We start from the raw sequence: 24,474 nt of genomic DNA, 5'->3' as shown, positions 1-24,474 counted from the left end.
TTTGAACGCCGGGTCAGTGCATGCCCAGCAGCTGATAGATTTCGCGGGTGTATTCGCCGAATTTCTCGGTCGTCTTGATGTCGAGCGTGCGCGGCTCTGGCAGATCAATGGGGAAATGCGCTGCCATGCGTGCCGGGCCTGCGGTCATCACCGCGACCTTGCTGCCCAGGAACACCGCCTCTTGAATGCCATGGGTGACAAACAGGATCGTCTTGCTGCTTTCGCGCCAGATGCGCAGCAGCTCAAGGTTCATCCGTTCCCGCGTCAGCGCGTCCAGGGCACCAAAAGGTTCATCCATCAGGATCAGCTTTGGGTTATGCACCAGCGCCCGCGCAATCGAGGCCCGTTGCTGCATCCCGCCCGACAATTGCTGGGGATAGGCGGTGGCGAATTTCGACAGCCCCACCATTTCCAGCAAATCCAGCGCGCGCTCACGGCTTTCCTTGCGCGGCAGGCCAAGGATTTCGGCCGGCAGCATCACGTTGTCGACGATACTGCGCCATTTCAGCAGCAGCGCCTTTTGAAACACCATGCCGATGTCACGACCCGGGGTGAAGGGGCTTTCGGGGTTGCCGACATCGACTGTACCGCCAGATGCCTCGTGCAGATCGGCAAGGATCGACAGGACTGTCGACTTGCCACATCCCGACGGGCCGACGATGGACACCAACTCTCCTTCTTCGACGTCGATGGTCACATCCTTGACCGCCAGGAATTCCTTGCTGCCGACCTTGAACGTCTTGGTCACGCCGACGAGGCGCACGAACGGTTCGGTCATTGGTTGATCCCCTTGCGTGTGATGAAGAAATATTCGAGCGCGATGACCACCCCATAAAGCGCCACGCCGATCATGGTGATGAACGCCAGCGCCATCATCATCGCCGAGGTGTTGAGCGCGTTCTGCTGGGCCAACAGGAAGTAGCCGAGACCCTTTTGCGAGGCGATGAATTCGCCCACGATGGCCCCGGCCACGGCCAGCACCGCGGCGACCTTCATCCCCGAAAACAGGAAGGGCAGCGAGCCGGGCAATTGGATCTTGAGAAAGATCTGCCAGCGATTGGCCTTCAGTGATTTCACCAGGTTCAACAGGTCCGGTTCGACCTCTTGCAGACCGCGATAGGTGGTCAACATGATCGGAAAGAAGCAGATGGTGAAGGCGATCACCATGTTCGGCACGATGCCATAGCCCAGCCAGACGATGAACAACGGTGCCATCGCGACCTTGGGCACCATGTTCAACAACACCAGCAGCGGCATCAGCGCCGCGTTGAGGGCGGGCAGCCAGCTGAACAGCACCGCCAGCGCGACACCGATGATCACAGCCAGAAGATAGCCGCCAAAGATTTCCTGCGTGGTGGCCCAGATATGGGTGCCCCAATTGTAGGACGGCTCCCAGATCTCGGCAAAGGCGGCGCCGGGGCTGGGCAGGATATAGGCCGGAAGATCGGTCAGCACCGTGGCCAGCCACCAGGCGATGATGAAACCGGACAGGCCCGCCGCGGCCCAGATATAACGTGACAAGAGTGTCATGGTTCAGAAACTCCCTGTGCGGACCTGGAACTTTGAAGGTTTGCCGTGGACGGGTTTGCCGGATTTCACCCATTCGGCGACCCAACCGATCATCGCGTCCATCGGCACCACCGGATTGCCGAAAATGCCGTTTGCCTTGTCGCAATTGACCAGCAGGCAATTGTCGGCTTCTGCGCCTTCAAACACCGGCTCGATGCCCAAGGCCGCGCCAAAACGATTGGCGAGATACCGCACCGAGACCGTTTCCGGCCCGCCGATGTTGATGGCGCTGGCGGGGGTGTCGCAATGGGCCAGCGTGCGGAGGAACTGCGCGTTGGCGTCGCCTTGCCACATGATGTTGACGTGACCGGTGTCCAGCGGGATCGGCGTGCCGTCCTTTACCCATTGCGCAACTTCCTGCATCACGCCGTAACGCGGATCAATGGCATAGACGAAGCGCATGATGCGGCCCGGCGTGTCATATTTGCGCGAGAAATACTGAAACGTCCGTTCGCGCCCGACCACGGAATTGGCGTATTCGCCGGGGCGGGCGTGGGGCGGGCATGTCTCTGTCACGCCGCCATGCAGCGGGTTCGACCAGGGATAGACGTGGATGGTCGAGAAGGACACGATCCGGCTGTCGCGAAAGGCCTCGGCGGTGATCTGCGGCGCGATGGTGTTCATCGCCCACAGGAAATCCTCGCGTCCGGCGGCATCGAATTTCAGCCCTGCCATGTAAATCACATTCGCCACCTTGGGCAGGGCGTTCACGGCATCGCGGTCCAGCAGATCACAGCGGATCGTTTCGATCCCCCAGGCATTCAGCCGATCTTCGACGCCCGCCTCTGAAAACCGCGACACGCCGATCACCCGCTTGTCAGGGGCGGCTTTCTTGGCCATGCGTGCCATGGTGACGCCAATCTTGCCGCCGACACCAAGGATCATGATGTCGCCCTCAAGCGCGTTCAGATCGTCGATCACACCCTGGGTCGGGATCGACATGAAGTCTTCCAGATGTGCAACGTCGCGGAAATGTTCGGGAAAGAGCGCGGGGCTCAATATATCTGTCATGGTCATTCCTGTCTTGCCTCAGGCCACCAGCGGCCGGGTCTTGCCGGCATCACTCAGCCAGCGATCAAGGTTGGCACGCACAAAGGCGTCATCGTTCATTTCGGGATATTGCCGATAGACGCGGTCGATCTGCGCCTCTTGTCCGGGGCTCAGCACCTCGTTCGGATCAAGACACCAGGTTCCCGCCAAAAGCCCCTGCCGCCGCATCACTTCCAGACAGCCGGGAATACAGCCGCGCAAATCGTTCAGCGCGTCATAGATCGCAAGGTTGCAATCGGTGACAATACTGTCGAGCGCCAGCAAATCTTCGGGCATATCCGCCCCATCGGGCAAGGCATGGATACGGTCGAGCAGCTCCACCGCTGTTTTGGTCCAGACTGACCAATGGCCCAGCAATCCGCCGCGAATGCGCAGGCGGGTCTCGGATTTTCCATCCTCGGACCGCACGGTGAAGGGTTGCAACAGGTCCAGCACGATGTGATCGTCGTTGCCGGTGTACAGCGTCACCCGGTCCGTTGCGCCCGCATCCTGAACGGCGCGCACGATTTCCAGCGTGCGGTAGCGGTCGAACGGCGCCATCTTGATGCCTGCGACATTCTCGATCTCGGCAAAGCGACGCCAGAAATCATAGGACAGGTGAAAGCCGCCGACCTCTGGCAAAAGCGAAAATCCGATCACCGGCATTTCGGCCGCTACGGTGCGGCAATGGGTCAGCAGCTCGTCTTCCGAGGCACCTTTCAGACGGGCGAGGTTGAGCAACACGAAGTGATAGCCAAGGCTGCGGGCCAGTTGTGCCTCCTGCACCGCCTGTGCGGTTTGCCCGGTGACACCCGCGATCAAAAGACGCGTATCCTCGGCCCAATCCTGTACGGTGTCCGCCGCCATGCGCAGCACCGGCTCAAACAGGCCGACATCCCGAATGGCAAATTGCGTGGTATGGACCCCAACCGCAACGCCCCCGGCGCCGGCGTCCATATAATATCGCGTCATGGCGCGTTGGCGCATCGGGTCAAGCCTGCGGTCGGCGGTCAATGCCAGCGCATGCGCGGGCAATGCGGTGCCTTTGCGAAACAACGCAAGTGCGGATGGGGGAAGGTCCTGTAGGTTCATGCGGTCACCTTTGCGGGTTCTTTTTCTGTCAGGCGGATGAAATGCCGTGCGTCCATGCAGGGCAGCGGATCGGCGATGCGCACCGGGGCAAAATCCATCAGGTCCAGCACCTGGGTTTGCAGATCGACCCCCGGCGCGATCTCGATCAGCTCCAGCCCATCGGAGGCCACCCTGAACACCGCGCGTTCGGTGACGATCAGGGCCTGTTGGCTGCGGTCGCGGACGCCATCAGCCACGTGATAGGTGATCGAGGCCGCCTGCGTCACGAATTTGCGCACCTTGCCTTCGCGTTCGATCACCAATTGGCCGTCGACCACATCGGCCTGAAGACCACCAGTGGTGAAAGTGCCGGCAAAAATCAATCGCTCTGCGTTCTGGGCGATGTCGATAAAACCGCCCGCGCCGGGGTTGGCCCGGCCAAATTTCGACACGTTGACAACGCCCTGCGCATCGAACTCGGCAAAGCTGAGGGCGGCAAAGCGGCAAAGCCCACCGTCGATGGCATCAAATTGTGTGACACCATCCAGGATCGCATCGGGGTTGATATTGGCTGAAAATTGCCAGCCCGGCATCACCACTCCGCCATAGGCGCCGTGTTCGGTGGTGCCGGGGTAATCGGCCAGCGCACCATCGTCGAACAGCCCCTGTTCCGCCATCACCAACGGCACATCCGTGGCCGCGCCAAAGCCGAAGATCGACAGCTCGTGCTTGCGGACCTCGGGCACAATACGGTTGGCGATAATGCGGTCCGCCGAAAAGGGGGGCGGGCTGAGCGTTGCGATATCCTTTCGCGGACCAGAGAAATAGGCCGCATCATAAGGCACATTGGTGGTCATCATCATGTCGGGATCGACAACAACCTGATCGACGTAGATGCCGGGTAATTGCACCATGCTGGCCGGTCGGTCGTTGGTGTCGACCACGCGGCGCACCTGGGCGATCACCCGCCCGCCGCTGGCCTTGACCGCCAATGCAAGCGCCACGTTGGCCGTGGTCAGCGGCTCGTCCTCCCAGCTGAGGTTGCCCTGTGCATCGGCGGATGCCGCGCGCAGAATTGCCACGTCCAGCGGCCATGTCGGATAATAAAGCAGCTCTTCGCCGTCGATCTCGATCACGCGGATCAGATCGTCGCTGGCCCGGTCGGTGAATTTTCCGCCGCCCTGTCGCGGATCGGCATAGGTGCCAAGACCCACGCGGGTGATATAGCCGGGACTCTTGCGCGCCACTTCCCGCAGCCAATGCATGCTGGCGCCGATGGGCCAGGAATAGGCCTCGATCCGGTTTTCCGCGATCAGGCGCATCAGCTCGGGGCGTTTGCCCGTCGCGGGGTCGACCGGGTTGATATAGCTGCCCGACACGATGCGTTTCATCAGCCCGTCCTGGGCCACATGATCCATCCCCTTGATGCCCATGGCATCGCCGGTGCCGCAGGGGAAATAGAATGTCAGATCGCGGGGCTGGGCCGTGTCCCGAAAGCGGCGCCCCAAAGCGCCCAGAACCTTGTCGGGGGTGACCCAGCCAATGACCCCGGCGCTGGCCACTGTGGCCCCGTCGGGGATGGCGGCGACGGCCTCTTCGGCGGTGACGATCTTGGTCATGCTGTCACCGTGAACTTGGCAAGTGTCGCCTTGGCCGCAGCCCCCTGGCAATCGGCGGCAAAAAGGCGACTGGCCTCGGCGTCTTGCCGTTCGGCATCGGCGGCGATTGTGGCCGCGCAATAGCGTTTGGTCGACCGCACCGCTTCGGGCGGCAGGTCGGCAATGCGCGCCGCCCAGTCACAGGCCATGTCCAGCGTTTTGCCATTTTCGGCCAGCCCGTCAGCGACGCCAAGGCGATGTGCCTCGACCCCGTCCATGTCAAGGAACCCCCATGTGATCTGCTGCGCCTTGACCGGGCCGACACGCGCCAGAAGGCTCTGCAACCCCCAGGGCGGCAGCCAGCCATTGCGCACCTCGGGCAGGGCCCATTTGGCATCGCGCGCCGTGATCACCACATCACAGGAAGTGGCCAGGATGAACCCGCCGCCAAGGGCAAACCCCTCGACCGCGGCGATCACCGGCACCGGCAGATGCGCAATGCGGCGGGCCATGGCGGCGGTCTCTTCCTCGTGGGCGCACATGTCGGGGATCGACAGGCCCCCCAATTCCTTGAGGTCGCTGCCCGCACAAAATGCCGGCGCGGCACCGGTCAGCACCACGGCGCGGCACCGGTCGTCCTGTGCCAGCTGGGACAATGCCGCCAACAGACCGCGAACGCTCTCGGTGCCAAGCGCGTTGCGCCGCTTGGGTTTGTTCATGGTGACAACGGCATATCCGTCACGTAATTCGATCACTACCTGTTCGGTCATGAGGCGGTCCTTTCAATTCTTTTGGTCAGTCCAGTTGGGCGCCGTCGCGGTTCAGAAGGATGCGCAGATCGGCCCCGTCGATGTCGCGCGGGGCGACACCATCCCGGACGGCGATTGTTGCGGCATGTCCGATGGCGTGGCCGTAGCCAAAGCACTGTGCCGTCACCCGCGCCGAGGCCACGGCCTCGTGCTCTGCTGAAAGACAGCGGCCGACCGCCAAAAGGCCCTCGCCACGCTGGGGCACGAAACAGGAATAGGGCACTTCGTAGACATCGTTGAGCAACCATTCGACACGTGGGCGTGCGCCGGCATGCAGCTCGATAGGCCAGGGCGAACGGGCGATGCCGCCGGCGAATTTGGCGCCAGACACCACATCGGCATTGCTCAGCCGCGCAACGCCGGTGATCTGGCGGGTCTGGCGCACGCCCACCTGCACCGCCATGTCATTCACGAAGGATTCCGCGCATCCAGCCAATGTGTCACGGAAGAAACGCGCATATTCGCGGGCCTGCCTGCGGCCCTGGGTCTCCGCCTCGGCAAAATCACGCCAGAACAACGGGTTCAGCTCGCGACCGTTTTCGCCCAGAATGCGGGTGCAATTGCACAGCAATTCACCCGGCCGCGTGGTTGTGAACAGCCAGATCTTGGCGCGGGGCAGGGCGTAGGTGCCGGCCGTATTGGCGGCAACAATCATGTCCGACACTTCCGGCGGCATGATCGTGTCATCGCCATAGGCCGCGCGAAACTGTGCCACATCGACCCCCATCAGGCGAAAGATCATGGTCGGGTTCTGCACCCGGCCATTGTCACCGACAAAATTCGGCAATCCGGCCATCGCCACAAGATCAGCATCGCCAGAGGCATCCACCGTCAACCGCGCCATCACCCGCAGCGGGCCTTGCTTGGTCCAAAGCTCGACCCCCTCGATCCTGTCGCCCTCGGTCAGGACGCGGGTGGCCACGGCGTGATAGATCACGGTGACCCCCGCCGCTGCGAGCAGATCATCGGCAGTCTCGCGCCAGACAATGGGATCGTGCACCCGGGTAAAGGTCTTGCCATAGCGCACAGGCCGGTCCAGCCCGCCGCGCGCCTCAAGCGCTTTTACAAATTCATCGGCAAAGCCAAAGACCGATTGCACCGGGCCGTTGGGGTGCGTTTCTGACGCCTCGTACAGGCCGCAGATCGTGCCGGAATGTCCCGCCACCGCGCCACCGCCGCAAAAGCCATGACGCTCAACGACAACCACGCGCAATCCGTTGCGCGCCGCGGTGAGCGCGGTGGCCACGCCGGCGGCACCGCCGCCCACAATCACCAGATCGGTATCAAGCCTGTCCACATCGCGGACATCTGTTGGTTGGGTCAAAACCGTCTCCTCCCTGAATTCGGTACTGACATATCAGTTGTTGATCAGATGTCTAGTTCTTGCTTATCAGCGAGTCAAGACTTATGATGGCGGGAAACCGAAGGGGCCGTCATGAACGCCAGCACTGAAAACCCGAAGGCCGAGATTTCGACCGCTGAGCAGGCGTATTCCGAGATCCAACGCCGGATCGTCACCGGCGAAATCGAAGCCTATGCGCTATTGTCGGAAAACGATCTGGCCCGTCGGATCGGCTGTGGGCGCACGCCGGTGCGCGAGGCGCTGCAGCGTCTGAAATTTGAGGGTTTTGTCGATGTGCTGCCGCGACGCGGGATCATGGTCACGCCGGTGGACGTGAACCGGCAACTGGAATTGCTGGAAACGCGGCGACCGCTGGAAGAGATGATGGTGTCCCTTGCCGCGACACGCGCCGATGAATCCCAGCGCGCGGAAATGTTGCGTCTGGCGGATGATCTGGAGGCGGCCATCGCCGAGAAGGACCGGGGCCGTTATCTGGAAATCAACAGCGACATCCACCGGATCGAGGCAGCGGCGGCGGGCAACCGGTATCTGGCCGCCCATATCCAGATGGTGCACGGGTTGTCGCGCCGGTTTTGGTATTCCTTCATCACCGAAACCGACCGCTTTTCAAAAGCGGCGGTGCATCACGCCCGGGTGCTGCGGGCGATTTCAAACGGCGAACCCGACATGGCGGTGCAAGAGGCGCGGGCCTTGCTGGATTTGCTTGAAGAAGTGTCCAAGCTTGCCATTCTGGGCCGATTGAATAAATGAGTGTCGCCCACCTGCGCCCGAACACGGCACAGGTTTCAATGTCAGAGCCTCCGGTCAGGCCCGATTAATCCTGCGTCTGGTCGCGGACGCCCGGGTTGATCATATGGATCGGCTGGCCATCGGCGTAGGCATTGATCTGATCAAAGATGTCGGCAAACTGAAGGTCAAATTCGTCTTCGGTGACATAGCCGATATGGGGGGTGGCGATCACATTGGGATGGGTCAGCAAGATGTTGTTCTTGTCGGTCATTGGCTCTTGATCAAACACATCCACCGCCGCATGAATCCGCCCCTTTGACAGCTCTGCCTCCAGCGTGCCGGGGGCCAACAGACCAGAGCGCGAGGTATTCACCAGCAAGGCGCGCGGCGACATCGCGGCCAGATCCTCTGCGGTGACGATGGCCTTGGTTGCGGGTTTCAGCCGCAAATGCAGGCTGACAATGTCGGATGTGGCAAAGAACGCCTTGCGCGACGGGGCAAGGGTTTCACCATCGGCCAACGCCCGGGCGCGACCGGCCTCGGACGCCCACCATTGCACCTTCATACCCAGTGCGCGGGCATATTCGGCCACCGCACGGCCAATCCGCCCATACCCATAAAGCCCAAGCGTCCGGCCCCGCAGGGTCCGCCCAACCCCGGATTGCCATTCGCCTGCCTTTAGCGACGCGGATTGTTGCGGGATCTGGCGATAGCTGGCCAGGATCAGGGCCAGCGTATGTTCCGCCGCCGCATAAGACGGGGTGCCACTGTGCATGTTCGAACAAAGCAGCACGCCATTTGCCGTGCAGGCGTCAACATCCACATGCGGATAGACACTGCGTTGCGAGATCAGTTTCAGCTTTGGCAAACGGCCCAGAAGATCGGCGCCAATTCTGGTCCGTTCGCGGAACAGCACCAGCGCCTCTGCCTCCTGCACCCGCTTGGCCAGCGCCACAGGGTCGGGTTGATGATCAGTCCAGATGGTCACGTCATGATCGGCCAGCCGGTCGAAGCAGGGCAGCGTTTTCAGTGTGTCGAACCAATCGTCCAGAATGTGAACTTTCATCGGCTTTCAACCATGTTGTGTGATGTCGGGGAACGCGGTGTCGGCACAAAGATCACCCGGTCCAGCGATTGCAACGCCTGTTGCACGTTCCCGCGTTTGGCCAAGAGATGGTTGAACTGTGCGTCGCATCCCGAAATCGGCGTCGGATAAAGCGCGATTTCGGCATTCAGGCGCCGACGCGCTGTTGCCAATTCCGACCGCGCGATGATCAGACATTCCTCATAGCCTTCCGACATGTTTCGCCCCCTGATGTGCTATCTTCGCTTTATGTATGCCATAGTATACCGTATTCGCGACAGGTCAATTCCTTTCCCAGACCGAAGCCGGGACAAAGGTTTCGCCCGCCGCAATTTTCCGGGCCGTGCGCACCAGACCAGCGGAATTGATCGCAAACCCGTCGTTGCTATCGCTAAAGTCGACCAGCACATCAATCAGACCCGAGGCATGTTCCAGCGTGATCCTGGCGGGGGACTCGTTTGGCCTGGCCGCCAGCCCATCAGCGACGGTGCCGGGGGTCAGAACACAGGAGGCAAGGCATTGCGCGCCGGTCACCGCCATGGTCGGATGGCATTTCCACGGCATGAAATACCGTGTCGCGATGGTCCCGCCCTGATTGGCCGGGGCCAGCAACCCGAATTTCGGGGTCACGGATTTGGACACATCGCCCATACCCATTTTTGCCCCGGCCAGACGGCGAATGGCCTCCATCCTCGTATAAAAATCGGCATTTTCGTCCAGTTCGGCCGCACTTTCATAGCCGGTCAAGCCAAAGCTTTCGGCCGTGGCGATCACCATCGGCATTGCCACATCCATGCAGGTGACATCGACGCCATCAAAGGTGTCGATCAGATTGCCGGTGGGCAGGAACGCCCCTGTAATGCCGCCAACCGTTTCCATGAATTGCAGGGCCACCGGGGCAGAGGTGCCCGGCACGCCGTCGATCCGGGCCGGGCCATCATAGCTGACGATGCCGCCGGGGGTCTGGACCACGGCGGTGGCCTTGGCGCCGGTATTGACCGCGTGAATGTTCACAATGGTTTCGCCGTCCTGCGCCGCGACCAGACCCATTTCAATGGCGGCAGGGCCAACGCCCGACATGATATTGCCGCAGGTGGGTTTGAAATCGACAAGCTGGTCTTCGACGCCGACCTGCGCAAAGAAATAATCGACATCGGCCCAATTGTCATTTGCGCGCGACAGCATTGCGACCTTGGTCGTGACCGCTGCGCCGCCGCCAATGCCGTTGATGTTCAACGGATGCCCCGACCCGATCATCGCAACCAGAACCTTGGCAAGTTGATCCAGATCTTCGGGCAGATCGGCGCGGTTCAGATAAGGCCCGCGCGATGTCCCGCCACGCATGAACAGAAAGGGGATTGCTGTTTGTTTCATGTGATGCCCCCCTCAGCCCAGCGGCCATGGCAGGGTGACATAGTCCTGCAAAAGCCCCGGTGGGAAATCACGGTTCAACAGCCACGCCATGCCACACATGAAGGCAATGCCCGCCGCCGTATAGACCGCCGCAAAGGTGGTGCTGACGCCGGCGCGATACCGCATGAAGGCAAACAGGAACAGGCCAAGCGCAAGGATGAACCCCAAGAGCGCGGTCAGGATCAGCAACCCCGCGAACCACGCCAGGGTCGGCCAAAGCCCATGCGCCGCACTGGCTTCTTCGCCGTTCACTTCGCGGTCGGCAAAGACCGTGTCGCTTTCCGGTTTCAACATCATGCGGATGATCAGGATGGCACAGCCAACAAGGCTCACACCGCCAACAAACATCGGAAAGACCCGGTCGCGGCTGTAGCTGGGGATCGAGGCCGCATCATAAAACGCATAGGCGATATAGGCCGTGACAGCCAAAAGCATGACCATCGGTGCGCGTTTCGAGCCGGATTGCACATCACCTTCGGCCAGGATGGTCTTGGCCTGCCGCAGGCCAAGCACCACGGAAAAGACCGTGATCACCACAAGGACAATGACGATGGGCGAGAAGATGTAATCAAGCCCCTCACCAAAGCTTTTGCGGAACTGGCTCTGGGCGATTTGCACCGCTTGGTTGGCATAGGTTTCCGCCGGCGTCGACAGCACGAAACCGATCAGGAATGCCGGGCGCGACCAATCAAATCGGCGCAGCATAAGCCCCAGGAACCCGATGCCCAACAACGCCACCAGATCCATCAGGTTCTGACCTGATTGAAAGGCGGCAAAGCTGATGATCATGAACAGGAACGGCGCCAGCAGGGCAAAGCGGATGGTTGTCAGCTTGGCAATACCACCAGAGGCGGCGATACAGATCACCGTGCCGACCACATTGGCCAATGCCAGCAACCAGACGATGGAATAGGTGATGTCGAGATTGTTTTTCAGCATCGCCGGGCCGACTTCGATCTGACCTGATCCAAGCAGGGCAATCGCGCCGATAAAGATCGCCATCGAGCCCGAACCGGGAATGCCAAACAGCAATGTCGGCACCAGACCGCCGCCCTCTTTGGCATTGTTGGACGACTCCGGCCCGATCACGCCGCGCACTTCGCCTTTGCCGAACTGCGATTTGTCCTTGGTGGTCTGCACCGCATGGCCATAGGCGATCCAATCCACAACCGACCCGCCAAGACCGGGGATCACCCCGACAATCACCCCGATGATCGAACAGCGCACCGACAGCCAGATATTGGCAAACCAATCCCGCACGCCGTCAATCCAGCCGCCGCCGATCTGCGGTTCTTGCGAAATTGCGCGGTCCTGACGCAGCAGCGATATGATTTCCGGGATGGCAAAGATGCCAAGACCGACAATCACCAGCTTCAGCCCGTCGGTCATATAAGGGTAATCATAAGACGCCATGCGCAAATCACCCGAAGACGCGCCTTCGCCGATGGTGCCGACCAACATGCCAAGACCGGCCGCGACAATGCCCTTGATCGCAACACGCCCGGCAAGGATGCCAACCATCGACAGGCCAAAGATGGTGATCATCAAAAGCTCTGGCGTGCGGAATTCCAACACGATGGGCCGCGCAATCAGGATAAAGACCGTGAGAAAAGCCGCCCCAACCAAACCGCCAAACAGGGACGAGGCAAAGGCCGCCGACAATGCCCGCGCGGCCTGGCCACGTTTGGCCATGGGAAAGCCGTCAAGAACGGTTGCCTGACTGGCCGACGATCCGGGAATGCCCATCAGAACCGATGCAAAGGTGTCCGATGTCGGCACGACGGCAACCATGCCCACCATCAGCGCCAGCCCAAGGATCGGGTCCATTCCGAACATGAACGGCAACAGCAGCGACAGCCCGGCAATGCCGCCAAGGCCGGGAAAGACCCCGATGCACAGCCCCATGACAACGCCAAGTATCAAATACCCCAAGACAATTGGCTGTAATATAAGACCCCACGCGCTGCCCAACGCTGGCAGCGCCTCCATGATGACGTCCATGCTCTCGCTCCCGAATTTTTTGGAAATGTCCGTGCTTTTGAAAACGCCCCGCCGCACGGGCAGGGCGTTCAAAAAGCAAGGATCAGTTGTTCAGCGAAACGCCGTACTTTTCTTGCAGCCAGTTCACGATGAACGCCTTGGCTTCGGGCGACACCTTGGTGGCGCTTGCCAATGCGGCATTCGCGGCCGCGCCGGTCATCTGGGGGTATACGCCCAGTCGCGCTTCGGAAATCTCGGCGAAATCAGGGCGGGCTTTTACGGCTTCGAATGCGGCTGTATAGGTCGCAATCGCATCATCGGACGCCCCGTTTGGCAGGAAGACCATCTTTTGCGCCGGGAAACCCGCGATAAAGAAGGCTTTCCATGCGTCCCAGGCCTCGCCAGAGGTGGCGCAGCCCTCGGTTGCTTCGCACAGTTCCTTGAAGGTCGGGATGTCGGGGAATGTGGGGTCGCGCACGATGTTGCCATCGTCATCCAAAGCGCCCCATGTCATCATGGGTACGGCTGTTCCTGCCTCGACCAATGGGGTCACGCCCGACAGATACGACGACGAGGTTTGATAGTCGATATTGGCTTCGCCGCGTTCGAACATCAAACGGCCATCGCCCCGACCCTTGACGCCCATCACGCTTTCGACATTCAGACCCAGCATTTCCCAGGCCAGCGTCGGCACAAGGTCAAGACGCGTGGCGCCCTGATTGCCATAGATGAAATCAACGTCCTGAAGGCCGCTGGCATCCAACCCGTCCATCTTGGCCGCCAGTTCCGGCGGCAGATAGGCAACGCCGCCGGTGCCAGAGGCAAGCACCACATTCCAATCGGCATAGTCAAAGCGCACACGCGGATCGCCAAGCAGGAACGGGAATTGTGTGGACCCGCTGGACCCGAAAATCGTGGTGCCATCCTCAAATTTCTGGCTCTGGAAATAGTTCGCGCCCTTGGTCGAACCGGCGCCGGGCATGAATTTCACGACAACGGTCGGCTCCCCCGGCAGAGCTTCGGACAGCAGCGGGGCATAGAAATTGGCCCATTTGGCAGAGCCGCCGGTTTCCGAAAACGGAATGATCCATTCAACGGTCTTCCCGGTCAAGTCGATGCCATGGCCGCCCGCCTGGGTCTGAACGGCGAATGTTGCTGCGGCAGCGGCGACAAGACCGCCGGCCACGCGACGCGTGGTTTTGAAAATGGACATATATTCCTCCCTTTAGTTCGGCGCTTCATTTTTGAAATCACCGAAAAAATCGAATCGCGTGGGGGTGTCCGCCCCCGGTTGATGAATTGCTTGTGACCTGCCAACCTTGCGCGAAACTTGCACAAGTGAAACAATCTGCCATGCGCATCACATTGGTCGAAGACAATGCCAGCCTCGCCAAGGGCATAAGCTATCGTCTGGAGGACGAGGGCCATGCCGTGGATTGGATCGACGACGGGGCAGAGGCCGAAAGGTATCTGGTGCAGGATGGTGCGGATCTGATCATTCTTGACATCAACCTGCCCGGCATCGACGGTTTGACCCTGCTCAAACAGATGCGAAAACGCGGCGACATGCGCCCGGTGATCCTTTTGACCGCACGGGCAGAGACCGAGCATCGGGTGATCGGGCTGGATGCCGGCGCGGATGATTACCTGATCAAACCGTTCGAAATGGCGGAATTGGAGGCACGGGTGCGGGCGCTTTTGCGGCGGCGCACGATCCCGCAGCAGCAGCTACAGGATGTTGGCGGGTTGAAATATGACCCCGTCACCCGCCAGCTTTTTGACGGCGACACAGAGATCGACCTGCCGCGACGGGAAATGTCGGTGTTTGAATGTCTTTTTGCGGCCAATGGCCGTCTTGTGCCAAAGGGCACGGTGTTGGACCATGCCTATGGTGTTGGGGCGGATGTGGCGGACACGGTGGTCGAAGTCTATGTGTCGCGGCTTCGCCGCAGGCTCAGCCCCTTTGGGATTCAGATCAAGGCCCAGCGCGGTCTGGGCTATCAATTGCTGATCGAGTGGGACAGGTGACGTCTTATTCGCTGCGGGGGCGGCTGATCCTGATCATCCTGACGCCGCTGATGGTGATCGCGCTGGTGGCCGGCGTCTGGCAGTTTCGCAATACCACCAGAAGTGCAGAAAGCATCTTTGACCGTGGGCTTTTGTCGGCGGCGCTGGCGATTTCACGTGATATTGCCGTGTCGGATGGTGACGCGCTCAGCCCCGCGACCCGGCGGTTGATCAATGACACCTCCGGCGGGGTGTTGTTTTATCATGTCTACGCCCCGGACGGGGTATTTGTGACCGGCTATTCCACGCCGCCGGTGCTGCCAAAATCGGCGCCAGAGGACTCGACCGAACCGTTTTATTACAACGCCCGCTACCAGGGCGAGGACGTGCGCGTTCTGCGGTTTCAGGATGGCACAACCGTCAGCGGCATCACCGGTGTATTCAACATTACCGTGTGGCAAAACGCCGATGTGCGCAGCAATTTTGTCCGCGAGGTGGTGTCGCGGTCGTTTGCGGTGATCGTGCTGCTTGTGGCCTCTGTTGCCTTTGTTGTCTGGTTCGGTGTCGCGCGGGGGTTGCGCCCGCTTCTGGATCTTGAACAGGCGATCGCGCTGCGAAGCCCAAGCGAGCTGGACCCCATCATGCGCCCGGTGCCGGTCGAGGCGCGCGGTCTTGTGAATACGTTGAATGACCTGTTGGATCGCGTGTCCCGTCGGATCAGTTCCAAGGATGAATTCATTGCAAATGCCGCCCATCAATTGCGAAATCCGGTGGCCGGTGTCATCGCGCTTGCCGAAGCGGTTCAGAATGCGCGCACCCCCGAGGCGGTCAAGGAACGCTGTGGCGCGCTGGTTCAGGCCGCGCGCGAGGCCAGCAATCTCACCAATCAGCTGCTGTCATTTGAGCGTGCCGGTGGATCCGATGACGGCGCGTCGCATGTGCCATTGGATTTCGGGGCGCTGGTCGATCAGGTGGTCCATACGTTTCGCCAGCAAAACATGGATCACCCCATCGACGTACAGGTCGCCTTGCCCCGCGGGGCGGTGATCGTTCCGGGCAATGCGGTGATGTTGCAAGAGGCGATTTTGAACCTCTTGCGCAACGCGGTGGTGCATGGCGGGGCCAACATGCGGCACATCAAGCTCGACCTGAAAACCAATCGGGGCGGGGCCATCTTGTCCATTCAGGATGATGGCATTGGCATTCCAGCCGACAAACATGTCGAGGCGATCAGCCGGTTCAGTCAGGTGAACGATGGACCGGGAAGCGGGCTTGGGCTTCCGATTGCCGCGCGGGTCATGAAAAATCACGCAGGTTTTCTGGACATCATGGACCCGCCAGAGGGGGCATTGATCGTCGTGACCCTGCCATTGCTGTCCAATGATGCGCTGCCCAACGAATAGGCGCTGTCCTTGCGCCAAGGCGCCATTTGCCCGGCAAACCCGCTGCACTGGTTTCCGCCGGAACCTGACGTTATAATAGAGTTTGATCAAAAGAGAATTTGGCTATTATGAAAACTGACGCCGACATTGCGGAAGTCCCGCTTTATGATGCAATCCTCGATGACATCTATGAGGGTCGCCTTATCGGCGGGCAGCGTCTGAAAGTGTCGGAATTGGCCGCGCGTTTTGGTGTCAGCACCAGTCCGGTGCGCGAAGTCTTGCGCCGAATGCAGGGCGAAGGATTTGTAGAGATCCACCCCAATCGCGGCGCGATGGTCAAAGCCACAGATGCCGGATCGATTCAGAATATCTTTGAAGTCTTGCAGATGCTGGAACCCTATTTCGTGACCTGGTTCGCAGATTACGCGCCAATGGAATTGCTGGACGAGCTGGAGGATATTCAAGCCAAGATCAAGCAAACCTCGCATTTCGAACAGCGGGCTTTCAGAAAACTCGATTTGCAGTTTCACGAGGTGTTCTGCCGCGGGCATTACAATCAGACCGCGGCCGAGATCTGGCGCAACCTCAGAACATCATTGAATGTTCAGGCGGCGCGACTTCGGATTTCGCCCACCCGGTTTGAAACCATCAAAGAAGAACACGATGCGCTTATTGCGGCCTTTCGTGCCAATGATACCGCACGTGCCGATATGATCGTGCGCAAACATGTGGACGGGTCGTTTGTGCAAATGTCACAACAAATCCGCGCTTTGGGGATTTAGCACCACACAGCGTGCGGTTGGCGCCCGTGGCGCATCCATATGGCCGAACGGGTCGATCAACGCCTCTGGCGGGCGGGTTCGAATATGCGCCGCCTAGCCGGTCCCGCATGGTGCGAGACAGGCAGTTTCATTTCGTGGATTTGGCGCCAAAGACGTAAGATTATTGGGGGCTTCCCCTAGTACCCCGCGCTGAGATCGACAACATTCACCAGGTCCTGCCCGTTGTGCGAGCGCATCACGTTCTCAATCAGGATTTCCACCCCACGCTCATGCGTGCCGACGCAATGGGCGGCGTCGTGCGGCGTAATGATGGTGTTGGGCAGGGTCCAGAAGGGGCTGTCTTCGGGCAAAGGTTCCTGTGAATGCGCGTCCAGCGCGGCACCGGCCAGCCGACCCTGGCGAAGCGCGGCGATCAGCGCCTCATCATTGACAATGCCGCCGCGCGACACACAGACATAGAAGGCCGTCGGCTTCATCCAGCCCAGCTGCTCTGCGCCAATCAGGTTGGCGGTGACGGGGGTCAGCGGCAGGGTGTTGACGAGAAAATCTGCCCCCTCAAGGAACCCGCGCAAATCATCCGATCCAATGACACGATCAAAATCCGGCAGATCCTGCGGCCGCCGTTTCAGCGCATGCACCCGCATCCCGAAGGCCCGGGCGCGCTTGGCCAGCTCCTTGGCGGAATTGCCCGCACCCAGAATGGCACAGGTCTTGCCCGCCAATTCAAGGTTGAGATGCTGGGCCCATTTGGCGTTTTGTTGGCTTTGAAAATATGCCGGCAGATTGCGCGCAAGCACCAGCATCGACATCATCGCATGTTCGGCCAGCGGCACGGCTCCGTTGCCCTTGCTACAGGTCAGCCTGAGCTTGCGGGCAAGGAAGGCCGGGTAAAGCTGGTTCTGCGGTCCCGCGGCAAAGGAATGCACCCATTGCAACCGGTCGCCCGCCCGCGCAAGTGCGGGTTCGGAAATGAACCCGGCGACAGCATCGGCAAAGGCGATCCTTTCACAGAGATCTGTCTGATTGGTCAGATATTCGACGGTCAGATCCGGCGCCGCCGCCTCTAGCCGTGCCCACCATTGCCGTTCCTGATCCTTGTCGGTCATGACGTCGGACAGCATTGGTTCAACCACTATCAAATGCATTGCATTATTTCCTTTGTAAGTGCGTTTCTGGCCGCGTCAGGTGTCAATCGCGCGGATTTGTCGGGACATTTGGACATATGCCCCATGAAGATGCTGCTGAATCACCTGTTCGGCCCGTGGCGCATTCCGGTCGCGGAAAGCGGCGATCAACATGTCATGTTCTTCGATGATGTTGCGCCGTCGTGACATGCTGATCCGAAGCGGTGCGGAATGCACGGACAAGGCAACCCGCAGCTTTTTCCAGGTTTCGGTCGCAACATCATTATAGTGATCGGCAAAGACGATGGCATGAAATTGGGTATCCAGCCGGGTAAACCCCAGCGCGTCGTCGGGCGGGGCCGCCTTTATCTGATCCTGAATCGCCTGCATCCGATCAATCGCATCGACGGGGGCGTCTTCGGCGAACCATTTGACTGCGTAGGGCTCCAACAGTTGCAGAACCTCGAATATGTTCTGGACCCGACCGGGATCCGAGGCCTTGACCGTCGCGCCCCGGTTCGGGTTGATTTCAACAAAACCTTCGCCGTGCATCTGGCGCAGCATTTCGCGAACCGGGCTGGCGCTTATGCCGAACCGCGCCGCAAGTTCAGAAACCTTCAACCGCTGCCCCCCAAGAAGCTGTCCTGTGGCGATCTCGTCAAGGACCGTGTCGTAAAGGGTCGCAACCCCGGCATTTGGATCATTGTCAGAGGCCATTTGTCTCCGTCCTGTGTGGGGTCCAAAGCGCGCGGGGCTGCTGCCATCACGTCATGGAGGTGAAATCAGAAATTGGTCAGGCTGCCGTCCGCGCGCTGCAACATCGGACATTGCCAAAGTTCGGGCATGTCATCGAGCAACAGGCTTTCGTCGATCTCGATCCCCAGGCCGCAACCTTCGGGCACATCAAAGCTGGTTCCGTTCAAAACCGGTTCGCGCAAATAGGGGGATGGTGGTTTGTCGCTCGGGTTGTAGCCGTCCGGCAGCAGGGCAAATTCCATCCAGGCCATATTGGAAATCGCGGCGCAGAAATGAATTGTCGCCGCGGCACAGATTGGCCCCATGGGATTATGCGGCATGATGTCGATATAATGGCTCTCGCTCATCGCGGCGATTTTCATCGCTTCGGTCAGGCCGCCGACATTGCAGACATCAACGCGATTGAACTGATGAATGTCGCGTTCAATATAGGGCTGGAACTGCCATTTGCTGGAAAACTCTTCCCCAATGGCAAAGGGGATGTCGGTCATCTGTCGCAGGGCTTCATAGGCCCCCGGCGATTCGTCGCGGATCGGCTCTTCCAGAAAATCCAGCGTTCCAGTGGGCAGTTTATGACAGAATGACGCCGCTTCGGCCACGCTCAGCCGATGGTGCCAGTCAATTCCCAACACCACATCTTCGCCAAGGTCGGCGCGCACGTTGCGGCACAGCTCTGCGGTTCTTGCGATTTCTTCGCGGGGCTCGAAATATTCCAGATTGCTGAAATCGGGAAACAGCCGGATGCAGCGCCATCCATCACGATAAAAGGCATTGGCCGTTTCGCGCGCAGTGTCAAAATGCATGGACGGAATCGACGCAAAAACCGGAATGCGGTCGCGTTGCCGTCCGCCCAAAAGCTGATGAACCGGCACATTCAGGGCCTTGCCCTTGAGATCATGCAGCGCAATGTCGAGCCCGGATATCGCCGCCTGTAGAACCCGGCCACCTTCATAATACTGGCTGCGATATAGTCTTTGCCAAATCGCACCGATATCCATCGCATTGCGCCCAACCAACAAGGACGTGAAATGTTCGATGGCGCCCATCACCGCCTTTTCCCGGCCCGCAAGCCCGCATTCCCCCCAACCGACAAGACCGTTCTCGGTTTCGACCCGCACCAGCAATTGCGGGCGCCGGCCACTGGGCGCAATCCGGGGCAGAACAGAGCGTATCTTGTGACCAGAGGCCGAACTGGTGGCGCCGGCGGATGTTTTTTCCCGAGAATTCAAAGTCATATACAGCTTTTCCTTGTTCTGTGTCCTGTCGTATCGCGACGACAATTTCGCTTTCTTCGTCGACGCTATCACAAAAATAATCGACGATCTAAGAAAATAGTCGACGATTTGGAAAAAACTGTGTTACAAAGCTAGCGCACAAGACGACAAATCATGTGCCGATACGTCCGAACAGGACGCCGAATAAGCCCGGGAGGAGGGCTTGGTCGCGTCAATATTGTGGTCCGGCCAATCAGCCCGGATTGCAAAATAGGCGCGAGAAACAGGAGAGGAGTTTTTCGACATGAAGATTAAGTCATTGGCCCGCGGATCGCTGGCCACGGGATTTGTCATGGCGGCTTTGCTATCAAATGCGGCCATCGCCCAGACAGAAAGCGGCATGGCAGAGCAATATGCCACGCCCGAGTTTTTCTCTGAAAGCACCGGCATGTCGGTGACGGGTTATAGCGAGGCGCCCGAGCTTGCCGAAATGGTTGCGGCGGGCAAATTGCCACCGCTGGCCGAACGTCTGCCCAAGAATCCGGCGGTGATCGTACCGGCCGATTCGATCGGGAAATACGGCGGCGCGATGGTGTCGCCTGCGACGGTGCCGAACTCACGCGGGTGGGACACGCTGTTGATGCGGCTTGAAACGCTGTTCAAGTTCGACACCGATCTACGGACTGTTGTGCCCAATGTGGCGGAATCCTTTTCGCTCAGCGACGATGGCAAGGTTCTGACGATCACACTGCGCGAAGGCATGAAATGGTCGGACGGCACGCCGCTGACGGTTGATGATGTCGAATATTTCTATCAACGCATCCTGACCAATCCCGATGTCACGCCGTCGCCCGACCGGCGCTGGTTTGCGGGCGGTGAATTGGTCAAATTCAACCGGGTCGACAATTACACCTTCCAGTGGGAATTTGCCGCTCCGAACCCGTCCTTTGTGATGAAACTGGCCAATGCGGCGGTTTTGTCGGGGCTGGTGCCGAAACATTACATCGGCCAGTTCGACATCGCCATCAATCCCGACGCTGACAAGCTGGCCGAAGAGGCGGGTTTTGAAAGCTGGGTGACGAACCTGCAAAACCAGATGCTGGTCTATGGCAACTATTGGTATTTTGACGGCGATCTGGTGCCCGGTCAGCCGACAATCGGCACCCATGTCTTCTCTTCGGTTGACAGCGCCGGCAACAAGACATTCACCCGCAATCCCTATTTCTTCAAGGTGGATTCCGAGGGCAACCAACTGCCTTATGTCGATGATCTGAAGCGTCTGTTGGTGACCAATCTCGAAGCGCAGGATCTGGGCGGAATCGCCGGGCGCTACACCCATTATGGCTGGGGATCGCTGGCCAATTACACCACCTACAAGAAAAACGAAGACGTCGGCGGATATGAAACCAAGTTGGTGACCTATTACCGCGGCAACGAATTCGTCTTTTCGTTCAACGTGAACCATCCAGAACCGATCAAGCGCGAAGTGTTTGGCGATCTGCGGTTCCGTCAGGCGATGTCGGTTGCGATTGACCGCGAGCGGATCAACAAACTGGTGTATTTCGGTCGCGCCACAGCGCGTCAGGCCGCGCCGGTGCCACAAGATCCCTATTACGAGGATTGGATGGGGGAACATTACGCCCAATTCGACCGCGATCTGGCCAACAAGCTGTTGGATGAAATGGGTCTGACCGAACGCGACAGCGACGGTTACCGGCTTGGCCCCGATGGCGAACCCTTTACCGTGCAGATGGTGCAAGCGCCGCCAGAACCGGCCTGGGCCAAGATCGTCGAGCTTGTGACCGAAGATTGGAATGCCGTTGGCGTGCGGACCCGTGCCAAACTGGTGGAATTCGGTTTGTTCCAACAGCAACGCAATGCCGGCCAGTTGGATGTCCCCGCATGGGCCTATTCGGTTCACCTGGCGGGCATGTGGTCGGGCGCCGCCGCAAACATGAGCCAATATGCCCCGCATTATGGCTATGGCGCGCTGGAATGGGCGGCCTGGCTCGACAGCAATGGTGAAACCGGCACGGAACCGCCGCTGGAGGTGCAGACAGCCGCAGAGGATTTCCAGAAATTCCTTCAGGTGACGCCGGATGATCCCGCATTCGACGAGGCCGCCAAAGCTGTGTTCACCGCCCAGCTGGAAGGCATGTATGCCATCGGCACCGTTGGTCTGCCGCCGCAACCCCTGCTGATTTCCAAGCAGGCACGCAACGGCCCCAAAGACGGCGATGTTTGGGACTCGGTGTTCCACCAATGGACTCAGTTCCTCCCAGAGCAGTTCTGGTTCGACACCGAAGCCAGCCAATAGCCGTCAAACTTGGCCGCCCCACATCCGGGGCGGCCATCCCCCTCCGTGGACCTATGCGGCCCCGATCCGCAAGCATGAGGCCCCAAAATGGCAAAATACATCCTCAAACGATTGATATACGCCCTGATCCTGCTGTGGCTGATTTCGATCGTTTCTTTCCTGGTCATCGAACTGCCGCCTGGCGACTATCTGACGTCGGTGGTGGCCGCGCTGGAACAATCCGGTTCAAAGGTATCTGTCGAGCAGCTGGAGGCGTTGCGACAGCAATACGGTCTCGATCTGCCGAGCTATCTTCGATATTTCCGCTGGATCTCTGGCTTTTTGGTGGGTGATTTCGGCTATTCCTTTGAATGGAACCGCCCGGTCAGCGATCTGGTTGTGGAACCTTTGATCCTGGATGCCTTTATTGCCGTCCTGATCGTTCTGGTGACCTATGCCATCGCCATTCCGATCGCGGTCTATTCGGCCACGCATCAATATTCGGTCGGCGATCACACCGTCACCTTCCTGAGCCTGCTGGGGCTGGCGACGCCAAGTTTCCTGCTGGCGCTGGTGACGCTTTATATCGCGACGACATGGTTCGGCATCGACCTGACGGGCCTGAATTCCGACGAATTCCTGCTGGCGCCCTGGAGCCTGGCCAAGTTTGTCGACATGCTTTGGCACTTGCCGACGCAGATCCTGATTGTCAGCACCTATATGGCCGCCGGCGTGGTCCGGGTGATGCGGGCATCGCTGTTGGACGAGTTGCGCAAACAATACGTTGTGACCGCACGCGCCAAGGGCGTGGGTGAACGCAAGTTGCTGTTCAAATATCCTGTGCGGCTGGCATTGAACCCGATCATCAGTGAAATGGCGATGGTGCTGCCCGCGACGATTTCGGCCGCCACCGTGACCGCCGTCGTGCTGGGACTGCCGACTGCGGGGCCGATGCTGCTGCGCGCGTTGATCAGCCAGGACACCTTCCTGTCGGCGACCATCCTGATGTTCCTCTCATTCCTCGTGATCATCGGCAGCACAATCGCAGATTTGCTGCTCGTCCTTGTTGACCCAAGGATCAAGCTAGAAAGGTCGGAAATCCGTGGCTGACAACCTGACCCTCAACGACGACACTGCGTCCAACGACACTTCGACCAAGGCGGCAGACGATTATTTCGCCGCCTCGCAATGGAGCCTGATCAGGTTCAAGTTCAAGAAACACAGGCTTGCCATGGCGGGGCTGACCATCTTGGCGGTGCTTTACACGCTGGCGCTGTTTCCCGGTTTCTTTTCGGTCAACACCCATAACGAAACCCACACCGATTACATCCTGATGCCGCCGCAGGGCATTCACTTTGTCGATGCTGCGGGTAATTTCTCGCTGCGGCCCTTTGTCTATGGCGTGCGCCAGGAAATCGACGATGAGACATGGGAAAAAACCTATGTCCGGGACGAGGCCGTGCGCCACCCGATCCGGTTCTTTCCCCAGCGCGAGAATGAAAACCTCTGGGGGGCGCTGACGCTGGGCCGGCATCTGGTTGGGGTCGAGGCGCCGGGGGTCTGGTTTCCCTTTGGCACCGATGAATTTGGCCGATGTCTTTTTTCGCGCACCATTGCCGCGTCGCAGATTTCCCTGTTCATCGGCATTGCCGGTGTGATGCTGAGCTTCCTGATCGGCAGTTTCATGGGCGGGTTGTCGGGCTATTTCGGCGGCACCATCGACATTGCCATTCAACGGTTGATCGAATTCGTGCTGAGCATTCCCAGCATTCCGCTCTGGATGGCGTTGGCCGCCGCAATGCCCCAGGAATGGTCGAGCACCCAGGTGTTTTTCGGGATCACCATTGTGCTGTCGGTTGTCGGCTGGGCCAATCTGGCAAGGGTGGTGCGCGGCAAGACGCTTGAAATCCGCGAGGCTGATTTCGTCATGGCGGCGCGCCTGATGGGGGTGCCGACGATGCAGATCATCCGGCGTCATATCCTGCCCTCCTTTGCCAGCTATCTGATTGTCAGCATCACGCTGGGCGTGCCGGCGATGATCATTGCCGAAACGGCGCTGAGCTTTCTTCAGATCGGTATCAAACCACCGGCGGTCAGCTGGGGCGTGCTCTTGCAAGCGGCACAAAGCCCGAATGCCCTGTCGCAAAGCCCCTGGCTTTTGATCCCCGGTGCCTTTGTCGTGCTGACGGTCATCTGCTTCAACTTTGTCGGTGACGGTCTGCGCGATGCCGTTGACCCCTATCGGTGATCGTCATGGATGCAAACGCC

The 24,474-nt window shown here is 59.6% G+C and carries 22 protein-coding genes; 7 read left to right on the top strand and 15 right to left on the bottom strand.

What is annotated here, in order from left to right:
* Positions 1-13 precede the first annotated feature (13 nt).
* Genes Q4577_RS03065 through Q4577_RS03035 form a run of 7 tightly spaced genes read right to left on the bottom strand, consistent with a single transcriptional unit; the run spans position 14 to position 7,400 of the window.
* Positions 14-778, bottom strand: coding sequence for an ABC transporter ATP-binding protein (locus tag Q4577_RS03065; protein ID WP_303468786.1), 765 nt, complete (start codon positions 776-778; stop codon positions 14-16).
* A complete protein-coding gene (locus Q4577_RS03060) occupies positions 775-1,530 on the bottom strand; it encodes an ABC transporter permease (protein WP_244689678.1) in 756 nt (251 codons plus the stop codon). Before Q4577_RS03060 ends, Q4577_RS03065 begins: the two co-directional genes overlap by 4 nt.
* A 3-nt stretch (positions 1,531-1,533) precedes the next feature.
* Entirely contained in the window at positions 1,534-2,580 is a 1,047-nt protein-coding gene (locus tag Q4577_RS03055) for an NAD(P)-dependent oxidoreductase (protein ID WP_303468787.1), read from the bottom strand.
* An 18-nt stretch (positions 2,581-2,598) separates the two neighbouring features.
* Positions 2,599-3,690, bottom strand: coding sequence for a dihydrodipicolinate synthase family protein (locus Q4577_RS03050; protein WP_303468788.1), 1,092 nt, complete (start codon positions 3,688-3,690; stop codon positions 2,599-2,601).
* Entirely contained in the window at positions 3,687-5,288 is a 1,602-nt protein-coding gene (locus Q4577_RS03045; protein ID WP_303468789.1) for an acyl CoA:acetate/3-ketoacid CoA transferase, read from the bottom strand. Before Q4577_RS03045 ends, Q4577_RS03050 begins: the two co-directional genes overlap by 4 nt.
* Entirely contained in the window at positions 5,285-6,037 is a 753-nt protein-coding gene (locus Q4577_RS03040; RefSeq protein WP_244689686.1) for an enoyl-CoA hydratase/isomerase family protein, read from the bottom strand. Before Q4577_RS03040 ends, Q4577_RS03045 begins: the two co-directional genes overlap by 4 nt.
* A gap of 25 nt (positions 6,038-6,062) precedes the next feature.
* On the bottom strand, positions 6,063-7,400 hold the full coding sequence (locus tag Q4577_RS03035) for an FAD-dependent oxidoreductase (RefSeq protein WP_303468790.1): 1,338 nt from the start codon (positions 7,398-7,400) through the stop codon (positions 6,063-6,065).
* Positions 7,401-7,511: 111 nt separating this feature from the next.
* Here Q4577_RS03035 and Q4577_RS03030 point away from each other — a divergent pair, with 111 nt between their 5' ends.
* Positions 7,512-8,189: a GntR family transcriptional regulator gene (locus Q4577_RS03030; RefSeq protein WP_303468791.1), complete on the top strand. Its 678-nt coding sequence runs from the start codon at positions 7,512-7,514 to the stop codon at positions 8,187-8,189.
* A gap of 64 nt (positions 8,190-8,253) precedes the next feature.
* Here the strand turns inward: Q4577_RS03030 and Q4577_RS03025 are convergent, their stop codons facing one another.
* From Q4577_RS03025 to Q4577_RS03005, 5 genes are all read right to left on the bottom strand, one after another.
* Entirely contained in the window at positions 8,254-9,234 is a 981-nt protein-coding gene (locus tag Q4577_RS03025; protein ID WP_303468792.1) for a D-2-hydroxyacid dehydrogenase family protein, read from the bottom strand.
* A complete protein-coding gene (locus Q4577_RS03020) occupies positions 9,231-9,470 on the bottom strand; it encodes a hypothetical protein (protein ID WP_303468793.1) in 240 nt (79 codons plus the stop codon). Before Q4577_RS03020 ends, Q4577_RS03025 begins: the two co-directional genes overlap by 4 nt.
* A gap of 64 nt (positions 9,471-9,534) precedes the next feature.
* A complete protein-coding gene (locus Q4577_RS03015) occupies positions 9,535-10,626 on the bottom strand; it encodes a 4-oxalomesaconate tautomerase (protein ID WP_303468794.1) in 1,092 nt (363 codons plus the stop codon).
* Positions 10,627-10,638: 12 nt separating this feature from the next.
* Positions 10,639-12,666: a tripartite tricarboxylate transporter permease gene (locus Q4577_RS03010; protein WP_303468795.1), complete on the bottom strand. Its 2,028-nt coding sequence runs from the start codon at positions 12,664-12,666 to the stop codon at positions 10,639-10,641.
* 82 nt (positions 12,667-12,748) lie between these two features.
* Positions 12,749-13,858, bottom strand: coding sequence for a tricarboxylate transporter (locus Q4577_RS03005; RefSeq protein WP_303468797.1), 1,110 nt, complete (start codon positions 13,856-13,858; stop codon positions 12,749-12,751).
* 140 nt (positions 13,859-13,998) lie between these two features.
* On the opposite strand from Q4577_RS03005, the gene Q4577_RS03000 reads away from it, so the two are divergent.
* The 3 genes from Q4577_RS03000 (at position 13,999) to Q4577_RS02990 (ending at position 16,816) form a co-directional block, all read left to right on the top strand.
* Positions 13,999-14,673, top strand: a complete 675-nt coding sequence (locus Q4577_RS03000) for a response regulator transcription factor (protein ID WP_303468798.1) — start codon at positions 13,999-14,001, stop codon at positions 14,671-14,673.
* Positions 14,670-16,055 carry a sensor histidine kinase gene (locus Q4577_RS02995; protein WP_303468799.1) on the top strand — a complete coding sequence of 462 codons (1,386 nt, stop codon included), beginning with the start codon at positions 14,670-14,672 and terminating at the stop codon, positions 16,053-16,055. The genes Q4577_RS03000 and Q4577_RS02995 overlap by 4 nt, the downstream gene beginning before the upstream one ends.
* Before the next feature lie 107 nt (positions 16,056-16,162).
* Complete coding sequence (locus Q4577_RS02990) at positions 16,163-16,816, top strand: GntR family transcriptional regulator (protein WP_244689707.1); 654 nt, start codon at positions 16,163-16,165, stop codon at positions 16,814-16,816.
* A gap of 176 nt (positions 16,817-16,992) precedes the next feature.
* Here the strand turns inward: Q4577_RS02990 and Q4577_RS02985 are convergent, their stop codons facing one another.
* From Q4577_RS02985 to Q4577_RS02975, 3 genes are all read right to left on the bottom strand, one after another.
* Positions 16,993-17,961: a D-2-hydroxyacid dehydrogenase gene (locus Q4577_RS02985; protein WP_303468800.1), complete on the bottom strand. Its 969-nt coding sequence runs from the start codon at positions 17,959-17,961 to the stop codon at positions 16,993-16,995.
* A gap of 36 nt (positions 17,962-17,997) precedes the next feature.
* Complete coding sequence (locus Q4577_RS02980; RefSeq protein WP_244689711.1) at positions 17,998-18,657, bottom strand: GntR family transcriptional regulator; 660 nt, start codon at positions 18,655-18,657, stop codon at positions 17,998-18,000.
* Between the two features lie 65 nt (positions 18,658-18,722).
* Positions 18,723-19,931 carry a mandelate racemase/muconate lactonizing enzyme family protein gene (locus Q4577_RS02975; protein WP_303468802.1) on the bottom strand — a complete coding sequence of 403 codons (1,209 nt, stop codon included), beginning with the start codon at positions 19,929-19,931 and terminating at the stop codon, positions 18,723-18,725.
* A gap of 283 nt (positions 19,932-20,214) precedes the next feature.
* On the opposite strand from Q4577_RS02975, the gene Q4577_RS02970 reads away from it, so the two are divergent.
* The 3 genes from Q4577_RS02970 to Q4577_RS02960 all read left to right on the top strand — a co-directional run bounded on the left by Q4577_RS02970 (position 20,215) and on the right by Q4577_RS02960 (position 24,454).
* Positions 20,215-22,227 carry an ABC transporter substrate-binding protein gene (locus Q4577_RS02970; RefSeq protein WP_303468803.1) on the top strand — a complete coding sequence of 671 codons (2,013 nt, stop codon included), beginning with the start codon at positions 20,215-20,217 and terminating at the stop codon, positions 22,225-22,227.
* A gap of 87 nt (positions 22,228-22,314) precedes the next feature.
* On the top strand, positions 22,315-23,316 hold the full coding sequence (locus Q4577_RS02965) for an ABC transporter permease (RefSeq protein ID WP_303468805.1): 1,002 nt from the start codon (positions 22,315-22,317) through the stop codon (positions 23,314-23,316).
* Complete coding sequence (locus Q4577_RS02960; RefSeq protein WP_244688947.1) at positions 23,309-24,454, top strand: ABC transporter permease; 1,146 nt, start codon at positions 23,309-23,311, stop codon at positions 24,452-24,454. Before Q4577_RS02965 ends, Q4577_RS02960 begins: the two co-directional genes overlap by 8 nt.
* Positions 24,455-24,474 lie beyond the last annotated feature (20 nt).

The organism is Marinovum sp. 2_MG-2023 (genome assembly GCF_030548265.1).
Taxonomy (GTDB): Bacteria; Pseudomonadota; Alphaproteobacteria; order Rhodobacterales; family Rhodobacteraceae; genus Marinovum.
Note: the sequence above shows the minus strand (reverse complement) of the source record. Positions and strands in the feature narration are given on the sequence as shown.